The organism is Novosphingobium sp. 9U, from assembly GCF_902506425.1.
GTDB lineage: Bacteria > Pseudomonadota > Alphaproteobacteria > Sphingomonadales > Sphingomonadaceae > Novosphingobium.
The window spans coordinates 1826564-1847939 of sequence record NZ_LR732469.1 but is presented as its reverse complement, the minus strand read 5'-3'; the positions used below and the strand labels follow the sequence as shown (position 1 = coordinate 1847939).

Below are 21376 nucleotides of genomic sequence, written 5' to 3'. Positions count from 1 at the left end.
CCATACGGTCGGGCAACCCAATTCGAGAGGCGACGACATGATCACGCGCAACCGGCCGATCACCTTGGCATCGATGGCAGTCGCCCTGGCGCTGACCAGCGGCTGCGGCAAGAGCGGCGACGGCAAGGCCAGCGAGCAAGAAGGCGCGCCGTCACCGGTGCAGAACGCCGCTGCGCCGACGGTGGCGGCGGCAAGCCCGCCGCCCGCCTTCGCGGTCTGCTCTTCGTGCCATGCCGTCGTGCCGGGGCAGAACCGCATCGGGCCGAGCCTTGCCGGCGTGTGGGGCCGCAAGGCCGCCTCGCTGCCGGGCTTTGCCTACAGCCGGGCGCTCAAGGCCTCGGGGATCACCTGGGACGCGGCTTCGCTCGACAAGTGGCTGCAGGGGCCGGTCAAGATGGTGCCCGGGACCAAGATGGTGATCGGCGTGTCCGATGCCGCGGGTCGCAAGTCGGTGATCGACTATCTCCAGACGCTGAAGTGACCTGCGTCGCGCTCACGGCCGAGCAGGCGCGCTGGACCGAGGCGATCCGCCAGCGCCTCGCAGCCTGCACCCAGGCCGGCGACGCGCGCAAGGCGGAGGACTATGCCGGCTGCTACACCCATGACGGCGTGCTGGAGCTGGAAGGCCAGACGATCACCGGTCGCGCGGCGATCCTGGCATGGATGACCGCGCCCTCGGTCATCCCGCAGCCGGCGAGCGGCGCGGCGTCGTTCATCAGCCACCACCTGACGACCTCGCGCATCGCCATCACCGGCGAGCACGCCGCCACGGCACGCACCTACTGGCTGGTGACCAGCGCTGCCGGGCTCGACCACAACGGCTACTACGTCGATGCTCTGCGCCGGGAAGGCGAGGACTGGCTCATCGCCCATCGCCGGCCCAAGACCCTGTGGATCAACCCCGTGAGCGTGCTGCGGGGGTGAGTGCAGCATTTGTAGAGCTGTATCGGATCAGTGGCGCCGATCGAGCCGACTACCCCGACGCAAGTGCTGCAACTGCGCGCGGTACAGCATGATCTTCTGCTGATGCATCTCCGCGGCCTCGCTCGACGGAGCAGCGGCGATGTGCTGCTCCTCGCGTGCGATCATTTTCATGCAGTGTTCGATGTCGTTGGTCATCTGCCAGCCCCGGTATCGCCAGGATTGTACGCGAGTCGCGCGGGCTGATCATGCAGATAGGTTATATTTTCCGCCAAAGATCAGCCTTTTACCCTCAGCAGCGCGAGACCGGAACTCGGCCAGGGACAACAAGGTGCCGGACGAGCTGGTCCACCGGCGGAACGATACGCAGCCTTTCCTCGATCGCGCTGTCGCGTTGCAGGTAGTCCGTCTGGAAATCGCCGGCGGCCGCCAGGCCCTCCCAATCGAGCACGCGCACCTCGTGCCGCGTGACTTCGGCCAAGCCCTCTTCGCGCAGCACTCTGAGCGTCCGGTTGACGTGGACGAGCGTCAAGCCGGTCGCATCCGCCAGCTGTGCTTGCGTGACGTGGAAGGGGAAGCGGAAGGAGGCGCTTCCGATATTGGCCTCCAACCTGGTCGCGATCTCGCAGAACAGATGCGCGAGGCGTGACCGTGCATCGCGCCGGCCGACGTTCACGACCCATTGCGCCAGGATGGCGGCATCTACCATGCAATCGCGCCAGAGCGCTTCGGCCAAGGCAGGGTGCGCCGCTGTCGCCGCTCGGATCGCCTTGTGCGGGATGCGCACGATCGTTGCCACCGACAAGGCCTGCAGCGCCGAAGTCGCTTGTGGCTGAACGACGGAGTGCAGGTCGGCCATGTCGCCGGGCACGTGGATCGCCGTGATCTGCCGGCTGCCCTGGTGGTTCTGGTCGAAGCGACCGACCAGGCCGTCAACGATCAGGCAGGCGTGGTCGACATGCTCTCCCAAGCGCACGAAGTCCTCGTTCGCGCGCACTTGCGCGGCATGGCATGGAAGATCGAGGAGCGCTTTCTCTTCTTCGCGCGTTAGCATCGACCGGCTGGCGAGCCGGGTGACAAATGCCTGAACATTCGGTTTCTTGGAAAAAGACATGTCGCGTTCCCTTCTGGCAAGCGGGAGCGCGACGAAAGTCTCTCAGCCAGCGGCGCCTGCGGGGCGTCGTGCCGCTGGTGCATACAAGGTGGCCATCGGGGCAATCCGCTACAACTTCAATCGCACTTAACTTGACAATTGCTAAGACGATTACCGGAGTTGATCACAGGTGAGCGACTGAGTTTACGTATGTCTGCCGCGTCTGCCGATGCGGTGTCGGCTCGCCGCAAAGTAGTCACAGCGCCGGTAACTTACCATTTGGGCAACAAAAAAAGGGCGGCCCCGAGGAGCCGCCCTTTCTCGTGTTCCAATCCGAAGGACCGGAAAGCTAGACCAATTACTTGATCTCGACGGTGCCGCCGGCTTCCTCGATCTTCTTCTTGATGTCTTCGGCTTCGGTCTTGTTCACGCCTTCCTTGATCGCCTTGGGAGCGCCTTCGACCAGAGCCTTGGCTTCGGCGAGACCCAGCGCGGTGATGGCGCGGACTTCCTTGATGACCTGGATCTTCTTGCCACCGTCGCCGGTGAGGATGACGTCGAACTCGGTCTTCTCTTCGACCGGCTCGGCAGCGGCGCCGCCACCGGCAGGGCCGGCAACTGCAACGGCGGCAGCGGCGGAAACGCCCCATGCCTCTTCCAGAGCCTTGGCGAGGTCAGCGGCCTCGAGAACGGTCAGCTTCGAAAGTTCTTCAACGAGATTGGCGATATCGGCCATGGTATTTCACTCCTAGTTGTGGTCCCGGCGCCGCGTGGCAACCGGGTAAATCGCTTGAAATCTGCCTGAGCTTGGAAGCTTAAGCGGCGTCCTTCTCGGCATAGGCGTTGAAGACGCGCGCCAGCTTGGACGCCGGAGCGACCGTGAGCTGGGCGATCTTGGTCGCCGGTGCCTGAATGAGGCCGATAAGCGTGCCACGCATCTCGTCGAGCGAGGGCATCGAGGCGAGCGCCTTGATCCCTTCCGCGTTCAGAACATGCGTGCCCATCGAACCGCCGACGATCTCGATCTTGTCGGTCGTCTTGGCGAAGTCCACGACTGCCTTGGCGGCAGCGACGGGATCGACCGAGGTGGCGATCGCCGTCGGACCCGTGAACATCGAATCGATGCCCGCGTAGTTCGTGTCCTTGATGGCAAGCTTGGCCAGATTGTTCTTCGCAACCTTGTAGGTCGCGCCCGCATCGCGGACCTTCGTACGCAGGGCGGTGGACTGGGCCACCGACATGCCGAGGTTGCGGGTGATCACCACCACGCCGACCTCGTTGAACGTCGCGCTGAGCTGGGCGACCGATTCGGCTTTCTGCGAACGATCCATGCCTTACTCCTTCACAATGGCCGCCGTGCTTGTGACGCGGCGACCGGCTACGTTTTTCTCGTACCGCGAGTGCGGCACGAGAGGTTCCGTTCGATGGGGAAGGAGCCCGCGCCTTGCGGCCCGGAAAGCGGCACCACGCATGGAAGCGAAGAGCCGAGGAATTCTCTGTCCCCGTCTAGGCTGGAAATTAAGAGGGAAACCCTCACCAACTGTCTCGGACGGCTGACTCGGCCGCTCGCGCTGCCGGTCGGGGCGGGCGTCTGACGCAAGCCGGGCAAAGAGTCAAGGCGTCGGTAACCCGCTACGATCCGTTTACCGAAGTTCCTTATGCCTGCATGCCATGCAAGCCCTTAGATCCAGCACGTCGCTCATCCTGATCGGTGCAGGGCTGTTCGGTGCGATCGTTGGGGCTGGTTCGATCATGGCGACGCTGCAGAACACTGCCCGGCTTACGGCATCGCTTCACGATCTCGGGGTCGAGAGCGGCATGATGCGCCGACGTCCACCCCAGGCCGGAGATCATTGGAGCGGCTGCACCGCCGTCCGGCGCGCCGGCAGTGCGCCACTGTACGCCGGCGAACCAGGCTACAGTGCGAACATGGACGGCGATAGTGATGGTGTCGCCTGTGAAGACCCGGGGCCGGGCAACCACTTATCGGGCCGGCGGTTCGCAGGACGGCGCCGGGGGCATTAGGCTCGAGCCCCACTTTCAGTCCGCTGCAAATCCGCCATCATACCCCAGCAGGTCGCCCGGCTGGCACCCGAGCTCCCGGCAGATCGCTTCCAGCGTGGAGAAGCGGATCGCCTTGGCCTTGCCGGTCTTGAGGATCGAGAGGTTGGCGAGTGTGATGCCGATGCGCTCGGCGAGTTCGGTGAGCGTCATACGGCGCTCGTAGAGGAGGTCGTCGAGCTTCACCACGATGCTGGTTCCTTCAGTCTCGTCGTTGTCGTCGGGTTTCGTCTTGGGCGCCATCACACGGTGCCTTCCAGTTCGGCGCGCATCGCGGCGCCCTGGCGGAACACGCGGGCCAGGATGAACAGGATCAGCATGAGCAGCAGGCCGTTGCCGGACAGGCCGCCGTCCACCTGGATCTCGCCACGGATGTGCGGCGCATCGCCGGCGACATGGTCGAGCCACTGCGCGATCGAGCCGATGACGAACGAGGCGATCTGAACCCCGAGCGACAGCCAAGCCATCTGCGTCAGCCGGTCGGCGTTGATGGGCACGAACGGGTCACCCAGCGCCACGGTGTCGACGATGCGCTTGAGCAGCTGGAAGATCCGGAACACCAGTAGCAGCAGCACGACGGCGCAGGCGAGCAGGCCGGTGATGATCCACATGAACTGCGAGACCACCAGATGGGGCGCCTCCTTGCTCAGCTCAATGGTGATGTCGTTCTGGAACACGTGCATCAGCGGCACTGCGGCAACGCAGGCGGCAGCGCCGATCAGCGTGCAGGCCATCAGGAACCAGAGCAGGCCCTTGGCAATGGCCAGCAGCGGATCGCGGGTGATCGAAGTCATGGCGGTTCTCCCCTCCCGATCCGCTTACATCAGCACCGGCGCCGCCGAGGCGGTGGCGAAGACGAAGTGCGGCGCGGTGCGAGCCTGGCTCGGTGTGCCGCCTTGGCTGGCCTGTACGGGGCTGGAGAGAGTCGGGCTCCACAGTGCCAGGGTCAGCGCGGTAGCCAAGAGGATGGCGAGCGGGCGTTGGCTGGTGAGGATCATGTTCGTTCTCCGATATGCTCTATATCGACTATCAATAACGGCGAGTCGGCATATCGTCAATCAATAATATCGAAAAACGATGTGTAGTTTATCGTTCTGCGAGTTTCTCTTTTGGCAGGCACGAAAAAGGGGCGGCTTCCCGTCAAGGAAGCCGCCCCATAGGGAGCCCGGCAGGCGGGCTGGTTCAGGCCGTGACCAACGGAGGGGATGCCGGGGCGGAGGGCTTGGTCGACGACTTGTAGGAGCGCCAGTCGAAGGCTGCGGTGCTCTGCGCCTCTGCTTCGCGCTGCTGGAGCAGCAGGCGGGCCCGCTTGCGACGCGACTTGCGCGAGGTGAACGGATTGGCCTCGTCGGGCTCGGCATCGACCATGCGGTCGAGCATCGTGGTGCGCTCGTCGGCGGTCTCGGGCATGCTCGCCGGCATTGCCGCGGCCGGACGGGTGCGCTTGGTGCTGGGCGCAAGCGGCGGGGCCATGGTCATCGGCTCGCGCTCGATCACCTGCGTATCGCTTGCATGGCCGCGCGCCGGGGCAAAGCCATAGTGCAGGCCGGCAGCCGGACTGACGTGCTGCGGTGTGCCGAACACCGGCGCGGTGCGGGGCGCGGCTTCTTCCTCGTAGACTGGCTCCGCGGCGACCATCTCCTCGGCGGTATAAGCCTCGTCGGTGTCGACGCGGCGACGGCGCGAGCGCATGGCGCCATAGCCCACGGCGCCGATGCCGAGCAGCGCCAGCAGGCCGGCAAGCGCCTCGCCGGGGATGCCGTCATCGGTGCGATTAGCGGGAGACGGGGCGGCCGGGGTGGCCTGCGCGGCGACGGGCCGGGTGGGTGCGTCGTTCAGGATGTTGGCGCTCGAGGCGCGGGGTGCTTCGGCCCGGGCGGACGCCTGCGGACGAGCCGATGCTTCGGCCACGGTGGCGCGGGCTGCAGGAGCCGCGGCGGCGCGCTGCGGAGTGGATCGGCTGGCACGCGGGGCCGGACGAGCCGTCTCGGTGCGAGTCTCGCTCGCAGTCGGGGCGGCTGCTTCTGTCTGAGCGGCAGCAACAGGTTGCGCCGTCGGCGTCGCCGCGCTCACGTCGGGGAGCACGATCGTCGGCGCAGGCGCTGCAGCGGGGGGCACTACTGCAGCAGTGGCGGGCACGGCGGTCGTCTCGGGCGCGGCGACGGCAGCTGGGGGCACCTGGATCGTCGGTGCGGCCTCCTGGGCCAGGACCGGGGTGGAACCAAGCGCAAGAACTGCGGACATCGCGGCCGTTGCGCTGAGCGATCGAGTGAATGTGTGTGTCATGACTATGAGAATGCGCAATTTGCGGCAGAGTTACAGTGCGGATACTCATTTTCCGGATCAATCGAGTACAAGGAAGCGGTGAAACGAGCATTGCTGAACTAGGTAAGTTTTCGAGAACGCACGTTCCAGAACCTTACATTCAAAACGTACATGCTTATCTCTCCGGTGAGTTCATTTGCCCTTCAGTTATATTAACGGATTTGAGCTGCATCGCTTGAGGGCCGCGATCCGTCATTGCCTGGCGAGTACCTGAGCGGAGCGCCGTCCCAGGCCGCGCGTATGCCAGAGCTTCAGGAACACCGTGAACACGTGCAGGCAGTTGCGCGCGCTTTCGATCCCCAGGATCGCTGGATCATGCGGGCCGGTCAGCTCGGCAACTGTGGGGCAGCGGAAGGCGATGATCTCGGGGAAGGCGAGCACGCGTGCCACGCCCATAGTCGCGATGTGGACTATCAGGTGCTCCTCCAGTGCGGCAACGGAAACGCTCGGCCCTCCTGCGGCTGCGTACTCGGCCACGAACAAGGCGAGCAGCTCATCGAGGTGCTCGTCCCAGATGTCGTGGTGCGCGGCGCTTAGCGCGCCCCAAAGCGCCGAGCCGAGGGTGATTTGCCCGACACGGCCCCAGTCGATGAAGCCGCATTGCAGGCCAGCGCCTTCGCGCCCGAAGCCAGTGCCTTCGCGCCAGAAGAAGGCGTTGTCGATGTGCGCATTCCAATGGCACAGCGCGCGCAAATCCGGATCGTGGATCAGCCAAACGCGGATCTTGACTTCGTTGGCGCGGATCGCCTCCGCCTGCGCGCAGAACGCGGCGAGGAACGCCGGCTCGCGCAGTTCGGGCGCGAAGTGCTGCGGGCAGCGCTCGACGAACGCGCGGACGTAGGCAAGCTCGGCGGCGAGCTGCGCCGCGTCATAGCGGATCGGGTCGGCGCTGCCGGCGATCGGGTCGAAGGGGAAGGCGCTGTCGTCGATACAGCCGGCCTTGTGGGCGCCACACAACTGTGCGAGCGCGGTCACTGTGGCTCTGTAGTACAGCAGCGGGTCGGCCATGGTCGCGAAGTCGAGGCACTTGGCGCGATGCGGCTCGATCGCGCCTTCGCCGAAGCCCACTCGCTCGGTGATGACCAGCCCGGTGCCGCTCGCCATGTGGTAGTCGGCAAAATACGGGGCGGCGGTGCGGATCGGGAAGTCCGCCGCCCGCGCCAGAGCCATGAACGGCACTTCGGCGGCCATCTCGTACCGGCCGGGATGATCGCGGCGTGGATCGGTGAAATCGCGCGAGAACTTGGCGAATAGCGCGTTGTGAAGCGCCGGATCGGGCTTGGCATACGTCACGTTGAGGAAGAACTTGGCGCCGGTACTGCCGCCAGGGCACGGCTGGAGGGCGAAGGCGGTCACCGCATTGTCCGCCGGCAAGCTGCCGAACGCGTGGAACGCGCGGGTGAGGAATTCGGCGCCGTCCTCCTGCAGCGCGGCTCCGTGTGCGGGGATGATCAGGCCCGTGATATCACCTTGGGCGCGGTCGAGCGGCATGGGTTCGGGCAGTGGCGAGGGGATGTGCATGGACATACCCAAGCACTTCGCCTGGGTCGGTGTCGAGGAGTGGGCCAAAGGTAGCGCCGCGGCGTGCAGTGCCTGGCGAACCTTTGCAGTGGCATCCTTGTTGCGCATGGGTTTGACACCCGCGCGCCCCGGTCCTATATGGCGGGTCCAGCTCGGCGCTTCGAGCAAGACGGGTCCAGCGCGGGGACTCATCCACGAAGGAAGCGGCAACCGGGTATCCATCTGACGCAACAGGCTGCGAAGCGCAGGTCTGCCATCCGGCAGCGTGCGTCCGCGGCCTTTGTCGCGCTTGTGGATGGCTTCGTCGCTTCGGCGGCGACTCGCGAGAGATAACGATGGCAGGTTCGGCCGGTTCCTCCGGTGCGAGACCTGCGAAGCGAAAAGGCGATAGACTTCTCATGGCCACCAAGCCCGTCAACATGGACGTCCAGGCGAACCACAATCCGCCCAAGGCGAACCGTAAGCGCATCCGCAAGATCTTCGGCGACGCGCACGAAGTGGTGCAGATGCCGAACCTGATCGAGGTTCAGCGCGAGAGCTATGAGCAGTTCCTGCGCTCCGATCCGGCGACCGGCTATGTCTCGGGCCTGGAGAAGACGCTGCGCTCGGTGTTCCCGATCCGCGACTTCGCCGGCACCAGCGAGCTGGACTTCGTCCACTACGAGCTGGAAGATCCCAAGTACGACCAGACCGAGTGCCGTCAGCGCGGCATCACGTACGCCGCTCCCATGAAGGTGACGCTGCGCCTGATCGTGTTCGAGGTCGACGCCGAGACCGAGACCCGCTCCGTGCTCGATATCAAGGAGCAGGACGTCTACATGGGCGACATGCCGCTCATGACCGAGAACGGCACCTTCATCGTCAACGGCACCGAGCGCGTGATCGTCAGTCAGATGCACCGTTCGCCGGGCGTGCTGTTCGACCACGATCGCGGCAAGACCCACTCCTCGGGCAAGTTCCTGTTCGCCGCGCGCGTGATCCCGTATCGCGGCTCGTGGCTGGACTTCGAGTTCGACGCCAAGGACATCGTCAACGTCCGTATCGACCGCAAGCGCAAGCTGCCGGTCACCGCGCTGCTCTATGCGCTCGGCCTCGACGACGAGCAGATCCTCGACCACTTCTACGAAACCGTCACCTGGAAGCGTGGCGAGGGTGGCTGGCGCCTGCCGTACACCCCCGATGCGTGGCGCGGTTCCAAGCCGACCTTCGACATCGTCGACGCCAAGTCGGGCGAAGTCGTGTTCGCAGCCGGCACCAAGATCTCTCCGCGTGCTGCCAACAAGGCTCAGAAGGACGGCCTCGAAGAGCTGCTGATCCCGACCGAAGAGATCTTCGGCCGCTTCTCGGCCAAGGACCTGATCAACGAAGAGACGGGCCGCATCTACATCGAGGCAGGCGACGAAGTCTCGCCTGAGAACCTCGACGCGCTCGACCAGGCCGGCATCGACCAGATCGAACTGCTCGACATCGACGACGTCAACACCGGTCCCTGGATCCGCAACACGCTTAAGGTCGACAAGGCCGAGAACCGCGACATGGGTCTGGAGGCGATCTACAAGGTCATGCGTCCGGGCGAGCCGCCGACGAAGGAAACTGCCGAAGCGCTGTTCGACGGCCTGTTCTTCGACGCCGACCGCTACGACCTCTCGGCCGTGGGCCGCGTGAAGCTGAACATGCGGCTGGGCCTTGACGTCGAGGACACCGTCACCACGCTGCGCACCGACGATATCCTCGCGGTGGTCAAGGAGCTGGTGAACCTCAAGGACGGCAAGGGCGAGATCGACGACATCGACAATCTCGGCAACCGCCGCGTGCGTTCGGTGGGCGAGCTGCTGGAGAACCAGTATCGCGTCGGCCTGCTCCGCATGGAGCGCGCCGTGAAGGAGCGCATGAGCTCGGTCGACGTCTCGACGGTGATGCCAAACGACCTCATCAACGCCAAGCCCGCCGTGGCCGCGGTGCGTGAGTTCTTCGGTTCCTCGCAGCTCTCGCAGTTCATGGACCAGACCAACCCGCTTTCCGAAGTGACCCACAAGCGCCGCGTGTCTGCGCTCGGGCCGGGCGGTCTGACCCGTGAGCGCGCTGGCTTCGAAGTGCGTGACGTTCACCCGACCCACTATGGCCGCATCTGCCCGATCGAGACGCCGGAAGGCCCGAACATCGGTCTGATCAACTCGCTCTCGACCTTCGCGCGCGTCAACAAGTACGGCTTCATCGAGACGCCGTACCGCCGCGTGATCGACGGCAAGGTGACCGGCGACGTCGTCTATCTTTCGGCAATGGAAGAGCAGAAGCACACGGTGGCGCAGGCTTCGGCCGAGATCACCGAGGACGGCACTTTCGTCGAGGACCTGATCTCGGCACGTCAGAACGGCGAGTTCATCATGTCGCCGTCCGACCAGATCACGCTGATGGACGTTTCGCCCAAGCAGCTCGTCTCTGTCGCGGCCTCGCTGATCCCGTTCCTGGAGAACGACGACGCCAACCGCGCACTGATGGGCTCGAACATGCAGCGCCAGGCGGTGCCGCTGGTCAAGGCCGATGCACCGTTCGTTGGCACCGGCATGGAAGAGACCGTGGCGCGCGATTCGGGCGCGGCGATCTCGGCCCTGCGCCCTGGCGTGGTCGATCAGGTCGATGCGACGCGTATCGTCATCCGCGCCTCGGGCGACATCGAGCCCGGCAAGTCGGGCGTCGACATCTATCGCCTGCAGAAGTTCGAGCGTTCGAACCAGTCGACCTGCATTAACCAGCGCCCGCTGGTGAAGGTGGGCGACGTGGTGAAGGCGCGCGACATCATCGCCGACGGTCCCTCGACCGAGCTGGGCGAGCTGGCGCTGGGCCGCAATAGCCTCGTCGCGTTCATGCCGTGGAACGGCTACAACTACGAGGACTCGATCCTGATCTCCGAGCGCATCGTGAAGGACGACGTGTTCACGTCGATCCACATCGACGAGTTCGAGGTCATGGCCCGCGACACCAAGCTCGGGCCCGAGGACATCACTCGCGACATCCCCAACGTCGGCGAGGAAGCCCTGCGCAACCTCGACGAGGCGGGCATCGTCTACATCGGCGCCGAAGTGCACCCGGGTGACATCCTGGTCGGCAAGATCACGCCCAAGGGCGAATCGCCGATGACGCCGGAGGAAAAGCTCCTGCGCGCGATCTTCGGTGAGAAGGCCAGCGACGTGCGCGACACCTCGCTGCGTCTGCCGCCGGGCGTCTCGGGCACGATCGTCGACGTGCGCGTGTTCAACCGCCACGGCATCGAGATCGACGACCGTACCCGCGCGATCCAGAACGAGGAAATCGAACGCCTCGCCAAGGACCGCGAGGACGAGCGCGCGATCCTCAACCGTGCGACCTACAACCGCCTGCGGGACATGCTCATCGGCCAGACCGCCACGGCGGCTCCGAAGGGCGTGAAGAAGGGTGGCGAGATCACCGACGAGCTGCTGGCCGAGGCCGAGCGTCACGACTGGTGGAAGTTCGCGGTGGCGGACGACCACATGCAGTCGCAGCTGGAAGCGGTGAAGACGCAGTACGACGCGACCGTGAAGGCGATCCAGGAGAAGTTCGAGGACCGCAAGGAGAAGCTGGAGCGCGGCGACGAGCTGGCTCCGGGCGTGCTCAAGATGGTCAAGGTCTTCGTGGCGGTGAAGCGCAAGTTGCAGCCGGGCGACAAGATGGCCGGCCGCCACGGCAACAAGGGTGTGATTTCGCGCATCCTGCCGCAAGAAGACATGCCGTTCCTGGCGGACGGTACTCCCGTCGACCTCGTGCTCAACCCGCTGGGCGTGCCTTCGCGCATGAACGTCGGGCAGATCTTCGAGACACACCTGGGCTGGGCCGCGCGCGGTCTGGGCCAGCAGGTCAAGACGGCTCTGGAAGACTGGCGCCATGCCAACCCGAACCCCGAAGCGGGCTCTCCGCCCGATGCGGTCCGCGATCGCCTGAAGACGATCTACGGCCCCAAGTACGAGGAAGATATCGGCGGTCGCGACGACGCGTCGATCCTGGAACTCGCGGGCAACCTGGTCGGCGGCGTGCCGATGGGCACTCCGGTGTTCGACGGCGCGGTCGAAGCCGACGTGGCGGAAATGCTGGAACTGGCGGGCCTCGACAAGTCGGGCCAGTCGGACCTCTACGACGGGCGCACCGGCGACAAGTTCGACCGCAAGGTGACGGTGGGCATCATCTACATGCTCAAGCTGCACCACCTTGTGGACGACAAGATCCACGCGCGTTCGATTGGGCCGTACTCGCTCGTCACCCAGCAGCCGCTGGGCGGTAAGGCGCAGTTCGGTGGCCAGCGCTTCGGTGAAATGGAGGTCTGGGCTCTCCAGGCCTACGGCGCCGCCTACACCTTGCAGGAAATGCTGACGGTGAAGTCCGACGACGTGGTCGGTCGCACCAAGGTCTACGAAGCGATCGTCAAGGGTGACGACACCTTCGAGGCCGGCATTCCGGAGAGCTTTAACGTGCTCGTCAAGGAAATGCGCTCGCTAGGCCTGAACGTCGAGCTCAACTCGGTCATCGACCACGACGAGGCCGACGACGAGGCGATCAACAGCGGCCGTTTGGCGGCGGAGTGAACCTAAGGAGCGCTGTCTCCAGAAGACAGCGCTCTTTCGCTTCCGCTCATGAAATTACCCCTAGAGGGACGTAAACTATGAACGACCTGACCAAGTTCACCAACCAGATGGCAAAGCCAGAGACCTTCGATCAGATCCAGATCGGTCTCGCCAGCCCCGAGCGCATCCGCTCCTGGTCCTTCGGCGAGATCAAGAAGCCGGAGACGATCAACTACCGCACGTTCAAGCCCGAGCGTGACGGCCTGTTCTGTGCGCGCATCTTCGGTCCGGTGAAGGACTACGAGTGCCTGTGCGGCAAGTACAAGCGCATGAAGTACAAGGGCGTCGTCTGCGAGAAGTGCGGCGTCGAAGTGACCGTCACCAAGGTGCGCCGCGAGCGCATGGGCCACATCGAGCTGGCCGCGCCAGTCGCGCACATCTGGTTCCTGAAGTCGCTGCCGTCGCGTATCGGCCTGCTGCTCGACATGCAGTTGAAGCAGTTGGAGCGCGTGCTGTACTTCGAGAGCTACCTGGTGATCGAGCCGGGCTTGACCCCGCTCGAGAAGTTCCAGCTGCTCACCGAAGACGAGATGCTCGACGCGCAGGACGAGTACGGCGAGGATGCGTTTTCGGCCGGCATCGGCGCCGAGGCGGTCAAGGCCATGCTGATGAGCCTCGACCTCGAGCAGGAGCGTGACGATCTGCTGGAAGAGCTGCGCACGACTAAGTCGGAGCTCAAGCCTAAGAAGATCATCAAGCGCCTCAAGGTCGTGGAGTCGTTCATCGATTCGGGCAACCGTCCCGAGTGGATGATCCTCGACGTCGTGCCGGTCATCCCGCCCGAGCTGCGCCCGCTGGTGCCGCTGGACGGCGGCCGCTTCGCGACCTCGGACTTGAACGACCTCTACCGCCGCGTCATCAACCGCAACAACCGCCTGAAGCGCCTGATCGAGCTGCGCGCGCCGGACATCATCGTGCGCAACGAAAAGCGCATGCTGCAGGAAGCGGTCGACGCGTTGTTCGACAACGGCCGCCGTGGCCGCATCATCACCGGTGCGAACAAGCGTCCGCTCAAGTCGCTGTCCGATATGCTCAAGGGCAAGCAGGGCCGCTTCCGCCAGAACCTTTTGGGTAAGCGCGTCGACTACTCGGGCCGTTCGGTGATCGTGACCGGTCCCGAGTTGAAGCTGCACCAGTGCGGCCTGCCCAAGAAGATGGCGCTCGAGCTGTTCAAGCCGTTCATCTACGCCCGCCTCGATGCCAAGGGTCTGTCTATGACCCTGAAGCAGGCCAAGAAGTGGGTCGAGAAGGAGCGCAAGGAAGTCTGGGATATTCTGGACGAGGTAATCCGCGAGCACCCGGTCATGCTGAACCGCGCGCCGACGCTTCACCGTCTGGGCATCCAGGCGTTCGAGCCCGTCCTGATCGAGGGCAAGGCGATCCAGCTGCACCCGCTCGTCTGCTCGGCGTTCAACGCCGACTTCGACGGTGACCAGATGGCCGTCCACGTGCCGCTTTCGCTGGAAGCCCAGCTGGAAGCGCGCGTGCTGATGATGTCGACCAACAACATCCTGTCGCCGGCGAACGGCAAGCCGATCATCGTGCCGTCGCAGGACATGGTCTTGGGCCTGTACTACCTCTCGATGGATCGCGAGGGCGAGCCGGGCGAGGGAATGATGCTGTCCGACATCGCCGAAGTGCACCAGGCGCTGCACATCGGTGCGGTGACGCTGCACTCCAAGATCCACACCCGGATCCCGCAGACCGACGAGAACGGCAAGCAGTACATGCTGCGCGTCGAGACCACGCCGGGCCGCATGCTGATCGGCGAGTGCCTGCCGCAGAGCCACACGGTGCCGTTCGACGTCGTCAACCGCCTTCTCACCAAGAAGGAATTGGGTGACGTGATCGACCAGGTCTATCGTCACACCGGCCAGAAGGACACGGTGCTGTTCGCCGACGCGATCATGTCGCTCGGCTTCCGCAACGCGTTTAAGGCGGGTATCTCGTTCGGCAAGGACGACATGATCATCCCGGACAGCAAGGTGGCGCTGGTCGCCGAGACCAAGGAATTAGTCGCGGATTACGAGCAGCAGTACCAAGACGGCCTGATCACGCAGCAGGAGAAGTACAACAAGGTGATCGACGCCTGGAGCCGCTGCGGCGACCAGGTGGCGAACGCCATGATGGACGAGATCCGCGCGATGCCGATTGACCCGGAGACCGGCCGCCAGAAGCAGATCAACTCGATCTACATGATGAGCCACTCGGGCGCGCGTGGTTCGCCAGCGCAGATGAAGCAGCTCGCCGGCATGCGCGGCCTGATGGCCAAGCCTTCGGGCGAGATCATCGAGACGCCGATCATCTCGAACTTCAAGGAAGGCCTGACCGTCCTTGAGTACTTCAACTCCACCCACGGCGCTCGTAAGGGCCTGGCGGACACGGCGTTGAAGACGGCGAACTCGGGTTACCTGACCCGTCGTCTGGTCGACGTGTCGCAGGACTGCGTGGTCGTTGTCGACGATTGCGGAACCGAGCGTGCGCTGGAAATGCGCTCGATCGTGCAGGGCGGTTCGACCATCGCCTCGCTTGCCGAGCGTATCCTGGGCCGTACCTTGGCCGAGGACATCGTCGACAAGGCCGGCCAGGTCGTGGCTTCGAACGGGCAGCTGCTCGACGAAGCGGCAGTGGCGAAGATCGAGGCGACCGGGCTTCAGGCCGCGCGCATTCGCTCGCCGCTGGTCTGCGAAGCGACCATGGGCGTTTGCGGCAAGTGCTACGGGCGTGACCTCGCCCGCGGTACGCCGGTGAACATCGGCGAGGCTGTCGGCGTGATCGCCGCGCAGTCGATCGGTGAGCCGGGCACGCAGCTGACCATGCGTACCTTCCACATCGGTGGTGCGGCGCAGCTCAACGAGACCAGCCACCTCGAGGCAATCTCGGACGGTACCGTCGTGTATCGCGACATCCCGACGATCACGGACAAGCGTGGCCGCCGCCTCAGCCTGGCCCGCAACGGCGAGATCGTGGTGATGGACACCGAAGGCCGCGAGCGCGCGATGCACCGCGTGCCTTACGGCACCGTGCTGCTCCATGAGAATGGCGGCACGATCAAGGAAGGCGAGCGTCTGGCGGAGTGGGATCCGTTCTCACTGCCGATCATCACCGAGACCAGCGGCATCATCCGTTATCAGGACCTGATCGACGGACGCACGCTGAGCGAGCAGGCCGACGAAGCGACCGGCATGACCAGCCGTGTCGTCACCGAAGATCGCTCCACCCGCGCCAAGAAGAAGGAGGACCTGCGTCCGCGCATCACCCTCCTCGACGAGGACTCGGGCGAAGCGGCGCGCTACATGCTCGCTCCGGGCACCACGCTCTCGGTCGAGGACGGCCAAGCGGTCGAAGCGGGCGACATCATCGCCCGCGCCAGCCGCGAAGCCGCCAAGACCCGCGACATCACCGGCGGTCTGCCGCGCGTCGCGGAGCTGTTCGAGGCGCGCAAGCCGAAGGACAACGCGATCATCGCCAAGACTTCGGGCCGCATCGAGTTCGTGCGTGACTACAAGGCGAAGCGCAAGATCGCGATCATCCCGGAAGAGGGCGAACCGGTCGAGTACCTGATCCCCAAGTCCAAGGTGATCGACGTTCAGGAAGGCGACTTCGTCAAGAAGGGCGACAACCTGATCTCGGGCTCGCCCGATCCGCACGACATCCTCGAGGTGCTCGGCGTGGAAGCGCTGGCGGAATACCTCGTGGCGGAGATCCAGGAGGTCTATCGTCTGCAGGGCGTGAAGATCAACGACAAGCACATCGAGGTGATCGTTCGCCAGATGCTGCAGAAGGTCGAGATCACGCACGGTGGCGACACCACCCTGCTGGCCGGCGAGCAAGTCGACTACGAGGAGATGAACGAGTACAACGCGAAGCTCGAGGAGGGGCAGCGCCCCGCCGAAGGCAAGCCGGTGCTGCTCGGCATCACCAAGGCTTCGCTGCAGACGCGTTCGTTCATCTCGGCCGCGTCGTTCCAGGAGACCACCCGCGTGCTCACGCAGGCGGCGGTCGAGGGCAAGCGCGACTCGCTGATCGGCCTGAAGGAGAACGTGATCGTCGGGCGTCTGATCCCGGCGGGCACCGGTGCCGGCATGAACCGCATGCGCGTCGCCGCCTCCAGCCGTGATGCCTCGCTGCGCGCGTCGTATCGCAAGCTCCAGGAAGCGCTGGTCATCCCGAACAGCGCCGCCGAAGAGCACGCGGCCGAACTGCGCCAGGGCCCGGAAGCGGCGATCGGCGACGATCCGCTGGCGGCGTTCGAGGGTGAGACCCACGGCACCGACGCGGATGCCGGCGACTACCTGATCAAGGGCGACGACGATCAGGCCTGAGCCTGAAGCGACGAACCTGAACTGACAAAAGGCCTCGCCGGAGCGATCCGGCGGGGCTTTTTGTTTGGGTGCGTGGCGTTACATCTGAGCACAAGCCCTGCACCAACCGGTGCTCGCGTCTGATTTCGCGTTCGTGTCGAGCGAAGTCGAGACACGCTGACCTGGCGCGAACGTGTCTCGACTTCGCTCGACACGAACGGGGGAGACCGCTTGTATGCGAGGCCTGCAACGGCCGACCGGCTCAGGCGCTAACTCTCGTCGCTCTGGTCGGTGATGCGCCGCGTCCGGCGGCTCTGATTGAGGCTCAGGTAACTGCGCCACTGCGACTGTCGTTCGGCATAGTCGCCCTCACGCCTCGCGCGGCTAAGGCGGCGGCGATGTCGACTCCGGCGCGATATCACCAGCACCACGAAACTCGTGCCGATCGCCACCACAATGGCCAGCAAGAAGAGCAGCTTCAACACAAGCTGAGTCGTCCTTCTTCTAAAAAGCCTCGACCGAGTGTGTCCGAAATGGATTATTTTGCAAGTGCGAGCACCCGAGCTCCCGTGTCGGCACGGGACAGGGTGGGCGCGGTACGCTACCATGCGAGGATGCGCGCTCTCCTGCTCCTCGCTCCCGCCTTGCTCACGGGAGCCGCTCCCGGCCATGCAGAGGGCGACGGCACTCGGATTGCCAGCCAACGTGACGCACAGCGCCTACTCGCCGCCCAGGGCGTGACGTTGCAGTGGATCGACTGGAGCACGCGCGGCACTGTGCGGGTGGTGACGGGGCCGGTATGGCACCTCTCGGCTGCGCAAGCGCAAGCGGGCGGACCAGGCCGCCTGCAACTCGACGGTGCTGTGACCGAGATCGGCAAAGGCTACTTCACCTTCCGCGGCACGATCCGCATGACCGACACGCCCGATTCTGGCCGCCGCTGCGAAGCGACCAAGGACTGGCACTTCGCCATTACGCAGGGACGGCCATACTACCGCCTGCGTGAGTTCGAGTGGTGCGACGGTTTGACCGACTACATCGATATTCATTTCTGACAGCTGATCGACGCTATCCTGCGGCCGATACGTAGAGTCTGGTGAGCTTGTCGACGAGGGACATGGCCGGCTCGACGGGCGACATGGCTCTATGACGCCCCATAGGGCAAGGCCGGCTCACACCAGATCAGTCCCGAAAGTTTGGCCGATGTCTCGCCCGCTCTCCCCCGTGACCACCGCTGCAGCAGCCGCAGTGCTGGCCATGACCGCCTTCGCTCTATGGACCGGCAGCGTGCGACCGGGCTCGGCGGAGACTTGCTTCGGGCCCGGCTGCAGCCACGTTGAAACGGGCGAAGGCGGCAGGACACGCCAATCGCTCGGGATGATCGATCTCTGACGCGAGCGCGCCGGATGCAGGTCGCATGAGGATGCCGACCGCTCGACGCGAGTCCGGCAGCGGCATCCTCTCAGGGTTCAGGCTGGAGCGAAAAGCGCTTGAGCCGATCGCCGCCGCAGTGCGCCGCCGAGCAGGCCAAGCCCCAGGATCATCATCGCCCAAGTCGAGGTCTCGGGCACGGCGGCGGAGAACTCGGTCACCGGCGTCTGCGTCAGCTGGATCGTGGTGGAGCCGCTGACGTCGAAGGTCAGACCGGTGACGAACGCGCCCGTGTTGGCCGGGTCCAGCGCCAGCGCCGCATCGATGCCGCGAAGCGCAAAGCCGCTTACGCCCGAGCCAAAGCTGAACGGCGAGCCGCCGGCGATTCCAGTCGCCAGTGGGTTGACCAGGTCGGTCAGGCTATAGATGTCGTAGCCATTGGCATCGCCCAGTTCTGGGAAGATCGCACTGAGGATCAGCTGGCCGGACTGGACTTCAAAGTCGTAGCCGGTCGCGATGAACGGATCGACGAAGACGGTCTGGTTGGGCGTAGCCGTGAACTCGAACTGGAACTCGCCATTGGGCCCTATCTCCTGGGGCAGCAATGGGTTCTCCACGCTCGATCCGTCGCCGATGGTGGCGTTGTCGAGAAGCAGGCCGCTGAAAGCCAGACCGCTGTCGAACGCCGTATCTAGCCAGTTCGCCGCACCGAAGCGCAACTGGTACGAGCCTTCGGTCGGCACCGTGAAGTTCGAGGCGATCCAGCCGGTATAGCCGCAGCCGGCGGCGTAGCAATCGCCGCTCGACCCGCCGAGCGGCGACCATGTCGGCGCGCCGGGATTGATCGAGACCACCGCGGGTGACAACTCTGCAACCACTGGCGGCAGGTCACGCCCGGGGATGATTGCGCCATCGGGCACGGTGCGTGCGTTGAACAGCTCGTACACTTGGCTGGTGGTCGTATTGATCAGCTGCGCAAAGCCATAGTCAGCATACTGCGAGCCGTCCGAGGTCACGTAATTGAAGTTAAAGCTGACGACCTGGCCGACGGCCGCGAAGAAGAGGTCGGACAGCAGCTCCGATCCATTGGTGGCAGCGCCGTCATAGCCGGCGATCCGTGCTGCTCCGTTGAGGCCTTCCTCGGTCGAGACCCAGTCGTACTCGCCGAAGCTGCCCGGCGCAGGGCTGATGACACCGTCGGCGGTGCCGAAGTTGTGGCCGCAATTACCGATGCAGGTCGCCGCTTCCGCACGGGGCGAGGCGATGAACGCTGAACAGATCGCGGCGCCAGCCAGCGACAGTGCAACGCGGTAAGAAGATAATGCCATTGAGATTGCCCCCTCAAGAACAGAACAGGCACGCATTGGCAGCGCGCATGTGCTTGGATTGAAGGGCGGCCCGGGATGCCCGGATCAGGTATTCAATGGACCGGTTATGGTGTCCATACGTACAAATAACTGGCTTACCGCTGCACGACGATTATGAGCATACGGACACAATCGACGGTCCCGCCTAACTACAGGCGCCGTAACTGTTTTGCTCCGAGCGACGCATCCGAGCATGGGCGAATATTTATTCCGCCGCTTCGGTCACCTTGTCGGCATCGGTCATCTGCGACTCGATTTCGGCCGCTTTCGCTTCCACCAGCGAGACGATGTGGTCGAGCATGTCGGCCGATTGCACGTGGTGGTCGGTCACGCCCGAGAGGTAGACCATGTGCTTGCCATTGCCGCCGCCGGTCAGGCCGATGTCGGTCTCGCGCGCTTCGCCCGGGCCGTTGACCACGCAGCCGAGCACCGAGAGCGAGATCGGCGTCTTGATGTGCGACAGGCGCTTTTCCAGCGCCTCTACAGTGCGGATCACGTCGAAACCCTGGCGCGCGCACGAGGGGCAGGAGACCACGCGCACGCCGCGGGTCCGCAGGCCCAGCGACTTCAGGATCTCGAACCCGACGCGTACTTCCTCTTCCGGTTCGGCCGAGAGCGAAACGCGCAGGGTGTCGCCGATGCCGGCCCACAGCATGTTGCCTATGCCCAGCGCCGACTTGACGGTGCCGCCGATCAACCCGCCCGCCTCGGTAATGCCCAAGTGCAGCGGGCAATCGACCGCTTCGGCAAGGCCCTGGTAGGCGGCGACCGCCAGGAACACGTCGCTGGCCTTCACCGCCACCTTGTACTCGTGGAAGTCGTGATCCTGCAGCAGCTTGATGTGGTCGAGCGCGCTCTCGACCAGCGCCTCGGGGCAAGGCTCGCCGTATTTCTCGAGCAGGTCGCGCTCCAGGCTGCCGGCGTTGACGCCGATGCGGATGGCGCAGCCGTTGGCCTTGGCCGCGCGCACCACTTCGGCCACGCGGTCGTCAGAACCGATGTTGCCGGGATTGATGCGCAGGCAGGCGGCGCCGGCGTCGGCGGCTTCGAGCGCGCGCTTGTAGTGGAAGTGGATGTCCGCGATCAGCGGCACTTTCGCGGCCCGCGCGATCTCGCGGAAGGCGGTGGTGCTCTCGACGTCTGGGCAGGAGACTCGGATCAGGTCGGCGCCCGCATCCTCGCAGCGGCGGATCTGGTCGATCGTCGCCTTGGCATCGCTGGTGAGCGTGTTGGTCATGGTCTGCACCGTGATCGGCGCATCGCCGCCGACGGGGACCTTGCCGACCATGATCTGGCGGCTCTTGCGGCGCTCGATGGTGCGCCAGGGACGTATGGAGGACATGCGCGCCCATATACGCGCTTCGCATGACAGGGGGAAGGCGGCTGTTGGGCGCGCTGATCGACGGCCGCTGGTCGACGCCCTCTGATCGACGGCCCCTGATCGACGAGCGTGCGAGCCGCTGCGACGGGTGCGATTTGCTCCGGCACCGCGCTGCGGCATGAGGCGGCACCTTACAACGACAACAAGAGGACACCCAATCCCATGAAGATTTCTCATCATTGGCTGCTCGTCGCCGCCTTGCTCGTCGCCAGCGCCGCTCCGTTCGCTGCGCCGTTGCTCGCTGGTGAGGGGGCGAGGCCTCGATCCGGCGAAATGGAGCGGGTATCGCGGGCGGGCTTCGACAAGCTCAGCCTGGGCGGTGCTGGGGTGAGGACCTTCTTTTCGCCGGACCCCTTCTTCTCTCAACACCGCCCGGGCTGAGCTGCGCCGAAGGGCCA

General features: G+C 64.8%; 18 protein-coding genes and 2 pseudogenes. 7 read left to right on the top strand and 13 right to left on the bottom strand.

The features are described from left to right. Nucleotides 1-37 precede the first annotated feature (37 nt). Both GV044_RS08645 and GV044_RS08640 read left to right on the top strand, forming a co-directional pair. A complete protein-coding gene (locus GV044_RS08645; protein WP_236554818.1) occupies nucleotides 38-481 on the top strand; it encodes a cytochrome c family protein in 444 nt (147 codons plus the stop codon). Then, nucleotides 478-924 (top strand): nuclear transport factor 2 family protein, encoded by a 447-nt coding sequence (locus GV044_RS08640; RefSeq protein ID WP_236554817.1) that lies wholly within the window; start codon nucleotides 478-480, stop codon nucleotides 922-924. Before GV044_RS08645 ends, GV044_RS08640 begins: the two co-directional genes overlap by 4 nt. A 27-nt stretch (nucleotides 925-951) precedes the next feature. On the opposite strand, the gene GV044_RS08635 is transcribed toward GV044_RS08640, so the two are convergent. The 4 genes from GV044_RS08635 to rplJ form a co-directional block, all read right to left on the bottom strand. After that, entirely contained in the window at nucleotides 952-1119 is a 168-nt protein-coding gene (locus GV044_RS08635) for a hypothetical protein (RefSeq protein ID WP_159868196.1), read from the bottom strand. Between the two features lie 94 nt (nucleotides 1120-1213). Beyond that, nucleotides 1214-1975: a Crp/Fnr family transcriptional regulator gene (locus GV044_RS08630; protein ID WP_159868193.1), complete on the bottom strand. Its 762-nt coding sequence runs from the start codon at nucleotides 1973-1975 to the stop codon at nucleotides 1214-1216. 397 nt (nucleotides 1976-2372) lie between these two features. Next, complete coding sequence (rplL, locus tag GV044_RS08625) at nucleotides 2373-2750, bottom strand: 50S ribosomal protein L7/L12 (protein WP_159868190.1); 378 nt, start codon at nucleotides 2748-2750, stop codon at nucleotides 2373-2375. Between the two features lie 79 nt (nucleotides 2751-2829). Then, nucleotides 2830-3345, bottom strand: a complete 516-nt coding sequence (rplJ, locus tag GV044_RS08620) for a 50S ribosomal protein L10 (protein WP_159868187.1) — start codon at nucleotides 3343-3345, stop codon at nucleotides 2830-2832. 340 nt (nucleotides 3346-3685) lie between these two features. Here rplJ and GV044_RS22720 point away from each other — a divergent pair, with 340 nt between their 5' ends. Next, entirely contained in the window at nucleotides 3686-4039 is a 354-nt protein-coding gene (locus tag GV044_RS22720) for an excalibur calcium-binding domain-containing protein (protein ID WP_201299037.1), read from the top strand. A gap of 15 nt (nucleotides 4040-4054) precedes the next feature. On the opposite strand, the gene GV044_RS08610 is transcribed toward GV044_RS22720, so the two are convergent. The 5 genes from GV044_RS08610 to GV044_RS08590 all read right to left on the bottom strand — a co-directional run bounded on the left by GV044_RS08610 (nucleotide 4055) and on the right by GV044_RS08590 (nucleotide 7921). Further along, nucleotides 4055-4318, bottom strand: coding sequence for a helix-turn-helix transcriptional regulator (locus tag GV044_RS08610; RefSeq protein WP_159868184.1), 264 nt, complete (start codon nucleotides 4316-4318; stop codon nucleotides 4055-4057). Then, complete coding sequence (locus GV044_RS08605) at nucleotides 4318-4869, bottom strand: DUF2975 domain-containing protein (RefSeq protein WP_159868181.1); 552 nt, start codon at nucleotides 4867-4869, stop codon at nucleotides 4318-4320. The genes GV044_RS08610 and GV044_RS08605 overlap by 1 nt, the downstream gene beginning before the upstream one ends. 24 nt (nucleotides 4870-4893) lie before the next feature. After that, nucleotides 4894-5073, bottom strand: coding sequence for a hypothetical protein (locus GV044_RS08600; protein WP_159868178.1), 180 nt, complete (start codon nucleotides 5071-5073; stop codon nucleotides 4894-4896). A gap of 184 nt (nucleotides 5074-5257) precedes the next feature. Further along, a complete protein-coding gene (locus GV044_RS08595; RefSeq protein WP_159868175.1) occupies nucleotides 5258-6319 on the bottom strand; it encodes a hypothetical protein in 1062 nt (353 codons plus the stop codon). Nucleotides 6320-6592: 273 nt separating this feature from the next. Continuing rightward, nucleotides 6593-7921 (bottom strand): hypothetical protein, encoded by a 1329-nt coding sequence (locus GV044_RS08590; RefSeq protein ID WP_159868172.1) that lies wholly within the window; start codon nucleotides 7919-7921, stop codon nucleotides 6593-6595. Between the two features lie 398 nt (nucleotides 7922-8319). Here GV044_RS08590 and rpoB point away from each other — a divergent pair, with 398 nt between their 5' ends. Further along, on the top strand, nucleotides 8320-12516 hold the full coding sequence (rpoB, locus tag GV044_RS08585; RefSeq protein WP_159868169.1) for a DNA-directed RNA polymerase subunit beta: 4197 nt from the start codon (nucleotides 8320-8322) through the stop codon (nucleotides 12514-12516). Between the two features lie 77 nt (nucleotides 12517-12593). Continuing rightward, complete coding sequence (rpoC, locus tag GV044_RS08580; protein WP_159868166.1) at nucleotides 12594-16880, top strand: DNA-directed RNA polymerase subunit beta'; 4287 nt, start codon at nucleotides 12594-12596, stop codon at nucleotides 16878-16880. A 248-nt stretch (nucleotides 16881-17128) separates the two neighbouring features. Here the strand turns inward: rpoC and GV044_RS08575 are convergent, their stop codons facing one another. Next, complete coding sequence (locus GV044_RS08575; protein WP_159868163.1) at nucleotides 17129-17341, bottom strand: hypothetical protein; 213 nt, start codon at nucleotides 17339-17341, stop codon at nucleotides 17129-17131. 132 nt (nucleotides 17342-17473) lie between these two features. On the opposite strand from GV044_RS08575, the gene GV044_RS08570 reads away from it, so the two are divergent. Continuing rightward, on the top strand, nucleotides 17474-17914 hold the full coding sequence (locus GV044_RS08570) for a hypothetical protein (protein WP_159868160.1): 441 nt from the start codon (nucleotides 17474-17476) through the stop codon (nucleotides 17912-17914). Nucleotides 17915-18328: 414 nt separating this feature from the next. Here GV044_RS08570 and GV044_RS22715 read toward each other — a convergent pair. From GV044_RS22715 to ispG, 3 genes and pseudogenes are all read right to left on the bottom strand, one after another. Further along, a pseudogene (locus tag GV044_RS22715) lies at nucleotides 18329-18481 on the bottom strand (PEPxxWA-CTERM sorting domain-containing protein); the annotation flags it as partial. 408 nt (nucleotides 18482-18889) lie between these two features. After that, nucleotides 18890-19558, bottom strand: a pseudogene (locus tag GV044_RS22710) (NF038132 family protein); the annotation flags it as partial. A gap of 244 nt (nucleotides 19559-19802) precedes the next feature. Further along, nucleotides 19803-20939 (bottom strand): flavodoxin-dependent (E)-4-hydroxy-3-methylbut-2-enyl-diphosphate synthase, encoded by a 1137-nt coding sequence (ispG, locus tag GV044_RS08560; RefSeq protein WP_159868157.1) that lies wholly within the window; start codon nucleotides 20937-20939, stop codon nucleotides 19803-19805. A gap of 201 nt (nucleotides 20940-21140) precedes the next feature. On the opposite strand from ispG, the gene GV044_RS08555 reads away from it, so the two are divergent. Beyond that, nucleotides 21141-21359, top strand: a complete 219-nt coding sequence (locus GV044_RS08555; RefSeq protein WP_159868154.1) for a hypothetical protein — start codon at nucleotides 21141-21143, stop codon at nucleotides 21357-21359. The last annotated feature ends 17 nt before the right edge of the window (nucleotides 21360-21376 follow it).